The sequence below is a fragment of the Streptomyces mashuensis genome, assembly GCF_014654785.1.
In the GTDB taxonomy this organism is placed as follows: domain Bacteria; phylum Actinomycetota; class Actinomycetes; order Streptomycetales; family Streptomycetaceae; genus Streptomyces; species Streptomyces mashuensis.
The window spans coordinates 25,196-33,454 of sequence record NZ_BNBD01000029.1; the positions used below are offsets into that span (position 1 = coordinate 25,196).

The 8,259-nt window shown below is 74.3% G+C and carries 9 protein-coding genes and 1 tRNA gene; 8 read left to right on the forward strand and 2 right to left on the reverse strand.

Annotation, left to right across the window (positions count from 1 at the left end; genetic code table 11):
- Positions 1 to 21 precede the first annotated feature (21 nt).
- The 5 genes from moaC (at position 22) to IE305_RS32245 (ending at position 3,035) form a co-directional block, all read left to right on the forward strand.
- Complete coding sequence (gene moaC / locus IE305_RS32225; RefSeq protein ID WP_190133397.1) at positions 22 to 519, forward strand: cyclic pyranopterin monophosphate synthase MoaC; 498 nt, start codon at positions 22 to 24, stop codon at positions 517 to 519.
- On the forward strand, positions 516 to 1,004 hold the full coding sequence (locus tag IE305_RS32230; protein ID WP_190133398.1) for a MogA/MoaB family molybdenum cofactor biosynthesis protein: 489 nt from the start codon (positions 516 to 518) through the stop codon (positions 1,002 to 1,004). Before moaC ends, IE305_RS32230 begins: the two co-directional genes overlap by 4 nt.
- Positions 1,005 to 1,007: 3 nt before the next feature.
- Positions 1,008 to 1,679 (forward strand): GNAT family N-acetyltransferase, encoded by a 672-nt coding sequence (locus tag IE305_RS32235; protein ID WP_190133399.1) that lies wholly within the window; start codon positions 1,008 to 1,010, stop codon positions 1,677 to 1,679.
- A 154-nt stretch (positions 1,680 to 1,833) separates the two neighbouring features.
- Positions 1,834 to 2,865: a divisome protein SepX/GlpR gene (gene sepX / locus IE305_RS32240; RefSeq protein ID WP_190133400.1), complete on the forward strand. Its 1,032-nt coding sequence runs from the start codon at positions 1,834 to 1,836 to the stop codon at positions 2,863 to 2,865.
- Positions 2,866 to 2,961: 96 nt separating this feature from the next.
- Positions 2,962 to 3,035: transfer RNA gene (locus IE305_RS32245), tRNA-Ala, on the forward strand.
- Between the two features lie 136 nt (positions 3,036 to 3,171).
- Here the strand turns inward: IE305_RS32245 and IE305_RS33350 are convergent.
- The gene (locus tag IE305_RS33350) at positions 3,172 to 4,272 is read right to left on the reverse strand and encodes a sensor histidine kinase (RefSeq protein WP_229891823.1); all 1,101 of its coding nucleotides are present in this window, start codon (positions 4,270 to 4,272) and stop codon (positions 3,172 to 3,174) included.
- 162 nt (positions 4,273 to 4,434) lie between these two features.
- Positions 4,435 to 5,097, reverse strand: a complete 663-nt coding sequence (locus tag IE305_RS32255) for a ScbR family autoregulator-binding transcription factor (protein ID WP_229891825.1) — start codon at positions 5,095 to 5,097, stop codon at positions 4,435 to 4,437.
- Positions 5,098 to 5,496: 399 nt separating this feature from the next.
- Here IE305_RS32255 and IE305_RS32260 point away from each other — a divergent pair, with 399 nt between their 5' ends.
- The 3 genes from IE305_RS32260 to IE305_RS33875 form a co-directional block, all read left to right on the forward strand.
- Entirely contained in the window at positions 5,497 to 6,339 is an 843-nt protein-coding gene (locus IE305_RS32260) for a response regulator transcription factor (protein ID WP_190133402.1), read from the forward strand.
- 300 nt (positions 6,340 to 6,639) lie between these two features.
- On the forward strand, positions 6,640 to 7,980 hold the full coding sequence (locus tag IE305_RS32265) for an acyltransferase domain-containing protein (protein WP_190133403.1): 1,341 nt from the start codon (positions 6,640 to 6,642) through the stop codon (positions 7,978 to 7,980).
- A gap of 219 nt (positions 7,981 to 8,199) precedes the next feature.
- Positions 8,200 to 8,259 (forward strand): biotin carboxylase N-terminal domain-containing protein (locus IE305_RS33875; protein WP_372479529.1); only part of this gene is annotated, 60 nt, incomplete at its 3' end.

The window sequence follows — 8,259 nt, forward strand, 5'->3', positions numbered from 1 at the left end:
ACGGACCGGACCTGGAGAACGATGAGCAACGCCCAGGATCATCTGACCCACCTCGACGACACGGGCGCGGCCCGCATGGTCGACGTCTCGGCCAAGGAGGTCACCGCCCGGACGGCCCGCGCGAGCGGCCGGGTGGTCGTCTCGCCGCGCGTGGTGGAGCTCCTGCGCGGCGAGGGCCTGCCCAAGGGCGACGCCCTCGCCACCGCCCGCATCGCGGGCATCATGGGCGCCAAGCGCACCCCCGACCTCATTCCCCTCTGCCATCCCCTCGCCCTCTCCGGCGTCACCGTCGACCTGACCGTCGCCGACGACGCCGTGGAGATCACCGCCACGGTGCGCACCACCGACCGCACCGGCGTGGAGATGGAGGCCATGACGGCCGTGGCCGTCGCCGGGCTGACCGTCGTCGACATGGTCAAGGCCGTCGACAAGGGGGCCGTCCTCACCGGCATCAGGGTGGAGGAGAAGACGGGCGGCAAGTCCGGCCCGTACGTGCGCCCCGGCGGGGGCGACGCGTGACCCGGCGCGCGCTGGTCGTCACGGCCTCCAACCGGGCCGCCGCCGGCGTCTACGCCGACCGGGGCGGCCCGCTGCTGACCGCCGGCCTGGCGGCCCTCGGCTTCGCCGTCGACGGGCCGCGCGTGGTGCCCGACGGCGACCCGGTGGAGGCCGCCCTGCGCGAGGCGGTCGCCGCCGCGTACGACGTGGTGCTGACCACCGGCGGTACGGGGCTGTCGCCCACCGACCGCACCCCCGAGGCCACCCGCCGGGTGCTCGACTACGAGATCCCCGGCATCCCCGAGGCGCTGCGGGCCGAGGGCCTGGCGAAGGTGCCCACGGCCGCGCTGTCGCGGGGCGTGGCGGGCGTCGCGGGGCGGACCCTGATCGTCAACCTGCCGGGCTCGACGGGCGGTGTCCGCGACGGGCTGGCGGTGCTGGAGCGGCTGCTGGTGCACGCCGTGGACCAGATCCACGGCGGCGACCACCCGAGAACGGCGTCGTAGGGCATGAGGGCCTGGCCGGTCGAGCTGACGGACGGGGACGTGACCCTGCGGCCGATAAGGATGCGCGACCAGCGCTCCTGGCGCGAGGTCAACCGGCGCAACCGCGACTGGCTGCGCCCCTGGGAGGCGACCGTGCCCCCGCCGCCGCCCGGCGGCCCGGTGGCCCGGCGCCCCACGTACCGGCAGATGGTGCGCCACCTGCGGGGCGAGGCGCACGCGGGGCGGATGCTGCCGTTCGTGATCGAGTACCGGGGCCGGCTGGTGGGCCAGCTGACGGTGGCGGGGATCACCTGGGGGTCGATGTGCTCGGCCCACATCGGCTACTGGGTGGACGAGGCCGTGGCGGGCCGCGGCGTGATGCCGACGGCGGTGGCGCTGGCGGTGGACCACTGCTTCGGCGCGGTGGGGCTGCACCGCGTGGAGGTGTGCATCCGCCCGGAGAACCTGCCGAGCCGGCGGGTCGTGGAGAAACTCGGCCTCCGCGAGGAGGGGCTGCGCCCCCGCTATCTGCACATCGACGGGGCGTGGCGCGACCACCTGGTGTACGCCCTGACGGCGGACGAGGTGCCGGAGGGGCTGGTGGCACGGTGGCACCGGTCCCGGCCGGGCGGACCCGGTGGACCGGGCGGACCTGGCGGGCTGACGCCGGGCAGTGGGCTGAGTGAAATAAAGTAAACGATCATACGTTCGAATTCAGGGCGTGAATTGTCGGAATGCGCCTCGATCCGGGCTCGACAATCACAAAAAAAGTTCGAGATATCAGCCGGATCGTGCGACACACCGCGCCAATTGGCGGAATCCGCCGCGCGCCCCCCTCTACCGTGTGAGGGTGAGCAGCAGCGGCCTGATCTACGCAGTCATCGTCGGGGCCTGGGCCGCCTACTTGGTGCCGATGTGGCTCCGTAGGCAGGACGAGCTCAACGAAGCCCGTCCGACGGAACGCTTCAGCACCGCCATCCGGCTTCTGTCCGGACGGGCGGGAATGGAGCGCCGTTACGCCAAGGACCTCCAGGGGCGCGCCTCCACGGAGCCCGCCGCCCCGGCGGAGCCCAAGGAGGCGGACCCCCGGGCGAGCGAGCCGGACGCCGTGACCGAAGCGGTCGACGTCCGGTCCTTCGGCGCGCCCGCGCCCGCCCCTGCGCCGGCCCCCGCGCCGTCCCCGGCACCGGCGCCGGCGCAGCCGTCCGTGCCCGGGCCGACGGCGGCCGAGCGGGCCCGGCGCTCGAAGGTGCTGGCGCGCCGTCGGCGCACCACGGTGCTGCTCTTCGTCGCCTTCACGCTGGGCGCGGTCGTGGCGGGCGTCGGCGGGCTGGCGTTCCTGTGGGTGCCGGCGGTCCCGGCGGTGCTCCTCAGCGCGTACATCTGCTACCTGCGCATCCAGGAGCGGCGCCGGTTCGCGTTCACCATGGACCAGCGGCGTGCCGAGCTGGCGGCCCAGCAGCTGCGGGAGGGCCGGGCCGCCCGCCCTCAGCCGGCGGCCGCCGAGGCCGCCGCCGACCCTGACACCGTCGTCCACCAGCCGCCCGCCGGCTCCTCCGGCCGCTCGGCCCGCCAGGCGCTGGTGGAGCAGACCGACCACGCCGAGTGGGTCGACCAGCAGCGCGACCGCGGTACGGACGGCTGGGAGCCGGTGCCGGTGCCGCTGCCGACGTACGTCTCGGCCCCGGTCGCCCCGCGCGCGGGCGCCGGCGCGGACATCGGCGGCGCCGACACGTGGTCCTCGGCCCGCTCCAGCACCGCCGGCCCGGCCGACGACCCGCGCCGCCCGTCCCGCCCCCGCCGCCGCCCCCGCGAACGCGGCCGCACCCCCCTCTTCGACCAGTACGCCGACGACGACCGCCCCCGCGCCGCCAACGAGTGAGCCCGCGCGCGGCCCGCGCCGGGGCTGACCAGCGGGTGCGCGGGGAGCGGATTTCCTGGCAGGCCGATGGGGATGCTAGAGTTTCACTCGTTGCAAGGGCCTGTGGCGCAGTCCGGTAGCGCACCTCGTTCGCATCGAGGGGGTCAGGGGTTCAAATCCCCTCAGGTCCACAACAGCAACGATCCCGCCCGATCAGCTTGATCGGGCGGGATCTTGGCGTTTCCGGGGTTTCCGCGGGAGCCCAACGCGAGGGCCCCGCCCGGTTGTTCACCGGGTGGGGCCCTTCGCGTTTTCCGGCCCGTGGGCTCAGGCCCGCGGGTTGGGGGTCAGGGGGAGGTGGATGCTGACTCGGGTGCCTTCGTCCGGGGCGGATTCGAGGGTGAGGCGGCCGCCTATGTCCTCGATGCGTTCCGTCATCGAGCGCAGGCCCGGGGCGTGGGACGGGGTGGGGGTGAAGCCGCGGCCGTCGTCCTCGACGCGGGCGTGGGTCCAGCGGCGGGTGGTGCGGAAGGTGACGCGGACGCGGTCGGTGGCGGCGTGGGTGAAGCTGTTGAGGAGGCACTCGCGGACGGCGAGGAAGAGTTCGCGGCGGCAGGCGTCGGAGACCAGGCGTTCGTCGCCGGTGGCGTGGACGGTGACCTCGATGCCGGCGGGTGCGGCCTGGGCGGCGAAGGCGCGGACCGCTTCGGGGAGCGGTGGCAGGGCCGTGGTGGCGTGCAGGCGGCCGGTCAGGGTGCGGGTGCGGTCGATGGCCTCGCGGACGCTGCGGCCCGCGGCGGCCAGCCGGCCGTCCTCCAGGTGGCGCAGGGCCAGGGTGAGGGGGCTGCCCAGTTCGTCGTGGACCTCGCGGGCCATTCTGCGGCGCTCCCGCCACAGGCGGTCGGCGTCGTCGCCGGCCGGGGTGCCCAGGACGCGGGCCAGGCGGGCCACGCGCCGGGCCGTCGTGGCGGCGTCGGCGTCGGGGTCCTGGAGCAGTTCCTGCACCGCGCAGGTCATCAGGAGGGAGGCCGCCGTGGCGACCGCCTCGGGGTGGGAGCGGAGCAGCGCGGGCGCCGGCCAGTCGGTGGTGTCCTCCTGCGCGGCGGCGGCCAGGACGCGGCGGGCGTGGAGGCAGAGGGCCGGGCGGAGGGCGGGGACGTCGGCGTCGTGGCCCTCCAGTGCGGCGGGCAGCGCCGCTTCGAAGCGGCGGAGCACCGCGGCCGCGTCGACCGGCAGGGCGGACGGGCGGCGCAGGGCGGTGGTGGTGCCGGCGGTGGGTGATCCGCCGTTCAGCCGGGCGGACTTGGGGAGTCCGGTGGTGGCGGAGCGGTTGAGTCCGTCGCGCAGCGCCGTCGCGAATCCCGTTCCCACGACGGCCTCCAGCATGCCGAGACCGGACGGGGCCGTGGGGTGGATGAGAGCGTCCATGCTTCTCCTCGATGGGTGCAGGGCTCGGCAGTACCTCGTGGACGGGGGATCCGGTGCCGGGACGCTAACAAACCGGTGATCCTGTTTTCAAGGATCTTGTGGGTCCTCTGACAATGCAGGGCCCGGGAGCTGAGGCACCCCACCGTGCTCCCGGGCTGCGACTCAGCCGCGCAAGGGGGTTAAGACCGCGTCGGGCGCGGGTGCCGCGTCGTGGCCCGCGGCGTTGACGACGGCCTCCGTCCCCGCCGGCTGCAGCCGGGGCAGCGTGCCGGCCGTGGCGAGCTGGGGGAGCAGTGCCCGCCACAGCCCCGTGAGGGCGTGCCGCGACAGCCAGTTGGGGTCGCGCCGGGCCAGGGTCTCGAAGCCGACGGTCGCCGCCGTGATGGTCGCGGTCATCTCCTCCCGGCGCAGCTCCTCGAGCGTCGCCCCCTCCTTGGCCGCCCGGTCGAGCGCCTCACGCACACACTCCAGCCACTCCTGCCGCAGGTTGAGCCCCGCGCTGTGCGCGGTGCCGCAGTTGAGGTGGAAGCCCGCGCGCACCACCACGTCACGGCTCAGCTGCTGGGCGAAGGCGTGCGAGGAGTCGATGAGGGCCTGCAGCGGGCCCGGGCTCTTGCGCCGCACGTTGCGCGCCACCGCGTGCAGGATGCGCGCGGCCTCCGTCTCGACGGCCGCCGCCATGGCCGACTTGGTGTCGAAGTGGAAGTGCAGCGCCCCGGGGCTGACCCCGGCCCCCGCGCTGATCCCGGCCAGTTTGGCGCGCGTGTAGCCGTGCTGGTCGAACGCCTGGGCCGCCGAACGTATCAGGGCGTGCCGGGTGTTCATGGCTCTTTCCTGCTTGGTCACCGCGTACTCCCGGCGGCCGTCGGCGGGGTGGTGCCCGGGAGGGCCGGGCCGGCGGTCCACCGCACCGCGTCACCCGGTTGTGAGGTAGGGAACAACGTCATGGACCAATGAAACCAACTAACTGGTTTAGTTTCTACTGCGCGGCGCCCCTTAGGGGACCCGATGTCGGAGTTCGCCCGGTAACTGACCTGCGAGATTGCGGCCCGCGGCGAGCGTTTCGGGCGATTTGCTCGGAGGGGCGGCTTCCATTTCCGGTCCGCCCGCCGGGCCCGGTGCAACTACAGCAAGAGCTTTGACAAACCGGTTCGCCGGTTTATAGGTTCACGTTGAACGGTCGGCTAGCGGCCCCGGTGGCCGCGCGAACGTGCAGGAGCACCGATGAACCAGCAGACCACCTCTCTCTTGGACACCCACATACGCGACGGCCGCGGACAGCGCGTGCCGCCGCCACGCACCGCACCCGTCGTCAAGCCCCTGTCGGACAAGGCCCAGGCACCGTCCCCGGCGAACCCCCGTACGCCGGAGCCCACCGCCGCCACGGCCCACGAGTCCTTGCAGGTCCTCGTCATCGAGAGCGACGCACGGGCCGCCGAGACCCTCACGCAGGGGCTGCGCCGCCACGGCTACCGCACCACCACCGTCGGCACCGGAAGCAAGGCCCTGTGGGCCTACCGCGAGGCCGACCTCGTGCTGCTCGACCTCGAACTGCCCGACCTGGACGGCCTGGAGGTCTGCCGCGCGATCCGCGAGGCCAGCGACATCCCGGTCATCGCCGTCACCGCGCGCGCCAGCGAACTGGACCGCGTCCTCGGCCTCCAGGCCGGCGCCGACGACTACGTCGTCAAGCCGTACGGCTTCCGCGAGCTGATGGCCCGTATGGAGGCCGTCATGCGCCGCGTCCACCCGCCGCGCGAACAGGAGGCGCGCCCGCAGGTCATCACCAGCGGCCCGCTCACCATTGACGCCGACACCCGCGAGGTCCGCCTCGGCGGCCGCCGCGTCGACGTCACGCGCAAGGAGTTCGACCTGCTGCACCTGCTCGCGTCCCGGCCCGAGAAGGTCGTCTCGCGCAAGCAGCTCATGACGCAGGTCTGGGAGGACTCCTGGTCGCGGCCCGGCCGCACCATCGACACCCACGTCAGCAGCCTGCGCAGCAAGCTCGGCTCCAGCAGCTGGATCATCACCGTACGGGGTGTCGGGTTCCGCTTCGGGCACGCCTGACAGCTGCGCCTGGCAGCCACTGGCTGACAGCCGCGCCTGACAGGGCGGCCCACGTCGTCATTCACCGGTCTCTTGGGGGGAACATGCAGATCCGTTTCGCGTACTACTGATGCCTTCCGCGGCGCACGACCGCCGCGCACCCGACCCACCAGCCCTGGCCCCGCCACCGCCGCCCGGAAGACCCCGGCGCGCCGCACCGCCGCACCCCGGCGCACACGGCGCCCGCAGCGCGTCCCGCGGCAGGAGAGCGACCCGTACGGGCCGGGCACCCACACCACACATTCGCGAGGCGACACTTCCATGGACCAGGCGACGACGAACCGCCCCACCCATCCCTTCACCCTGCCCCTCTCCGCGCCCACCGAGGACGACCTGCGCACCCGCGCCGCGCGCCTCGGCGCCCTCCTGCGCGAGCAGCCCCTCCCCGACGAGGACCCCGCCGAGCTCGCCCGCACCGCCGGCACCGCCGGCCTCGGCCACGGCACCGGTGCCGACGGGCCCCACCGCGCCGTCGTCGTCGCCGACGGCCGCGCCGAACTCCTCGACGCCCTGGACGCCCTGGCCGCCGGCGCCCCGGCCCCGGCCGGCGCCGAGATCACCGCCGGCCGCACCGGCGACGGCCGGCTCGCCTTCCTCTTCACCGGCCAGGGCGCCCAGCGCCCCGGCATGGGCCGCGAGCTGTACGAGACGTTCCCCGGCTACGCCGACGCCTTCGACGAGGTCTGCCACGTCCTCGACGCCTACCTGCCGCGCCCGCTCCGCGACGTCGTGCACGGCACCGACGCCGAGCTGCTGAGCCGCACCGAGTTCACGCAGCCCGCCACGTTCGCCGTCGAGGTCGCCCTCTACTGGGTGCTGGAGAGCTGGGGCCTGCGCCCCGACGTGCTGGCCGGCCACTCCATCGGCGAGTTCGCTGCCGCGCACGCCGCCGGCATCCTCTCCCTCGACGACGCCGCCCGCCTCGTGGCGGCGCGCGGCCGCCTGATGCAGGCGCTGCCCGTCGGCGGCGTCATGGTCGCCGTCCTCGCCTCCGAGGAGGAGGTCCTGCCGCTGCTCGCCGGCCGCGAGGACAGCGTGGGCGTCGCCGCCGTCAACGGCCCCACCTCCGTCGTCCTCGCCGGGGCCGCCGCGGCCGTCGACGAGGTCGTCGCCGAGATCAAGGCCATGGGCCGCAAGGCCCGGCAGCTCGTCGTCAGCCACGCCTTCCACTCGCCGCTGATGGACCCCGTCCTCGACGAGTTCCGCGAGGTGGCCGCCGGCGTCACCTACGGCGAGCCGCGCATCCCGCTCGTCTCCACCCTCACCGGCGAACCCGTCACCGCCGGCACCATCGGCACCCCCGACTACTGGGTGCGGCACATCCGCTCCGCCGTGCGCTTCGCCGACGCCGTCGCCACGCTGGAACGCGACGGCGTGACGACCTTCGTCGAGGTCGGCCCGGACGCCATCCTCACCAGCATGGGCAAGGGCTGCCTGCGCGCGGGCAGCGAGGCCGTGCTGCTGCCGGCCATGCGCCGCGGCCGCCCCGAGGCCCGCACCCTGCTCTCCGCCGTCGCCCGCGCGCACGTCCGCGGCGCCGGCGTCGACTGGACGGCCTTCCACGACGGCTGCGCGCCGCTCCCCGTCCCCGCGCGCGCCTGACCCGCGCGGGCCGGGCTGCCACGGCGCACCGGCGGCCCGGCCTGCGCGTCTGACACCTCCGTCACACGGCTCGGACGGAGTTGACGTGCCGTGGGGGAACTTCACCGAAGACTGAACCGGGACATCTTGATCCCCGGCGGCCGACCGAAGAAACCTGGCTGAAGAAACCTGGCTGTCGACGCCCGTCCGTCCGGCCGACCCCTGGAGAAGAGACTCATCGTGCGTAAGGTGCTCATCGCCAACCGTGGCGAAATCGCTGTCCGTGTCGCTCGTGCGTGC

Bases quoted from the DNA above. Each gene is read 5' to 3' on its own strand.
- moaC (WP_190133397.1), top strand. From the start codon at position 22: ATGAGCAACGCCCAGGATCATCTGACCCACCTCGACGACACGGGCGCG.
- IE305_RS32235 (WP_190133399.1), top strand. From the start codon at position 1,008: ATGAGGGCCTGGCCGGTCGAGCTGACGGACGGGGACGTGACCCTGCGG.
- IE305_RS33350 (WP_229891823.1), bottom strand. From the start codon at position 4,272: ATGGACGCTCTCATCCACCCCACGGCCCCGTCCGGTCTCGGCATGCTG.
- IE305_RS32255 (WP_229891825.1), bottom strand. From the start codon at position 5,097: ATGAACACCCGGCACGCCCTGATACGTTCGGCGGCCCAGGCGTTCGAC.
- IE305_RS32260 (WP_190133402.1), top strand. From the start codon at position 5,497: ATGAACCAGCAGACCACCTCTCTCTTGGACACCCACATACGCGACGGC.
- IE305_RS32265 (WP_190133403.1), top strand. From the start codon at position 6,640: ATGGACCAGGCGACGACGAACCGCCCCACCCATCCCTTCACCCTGCCC.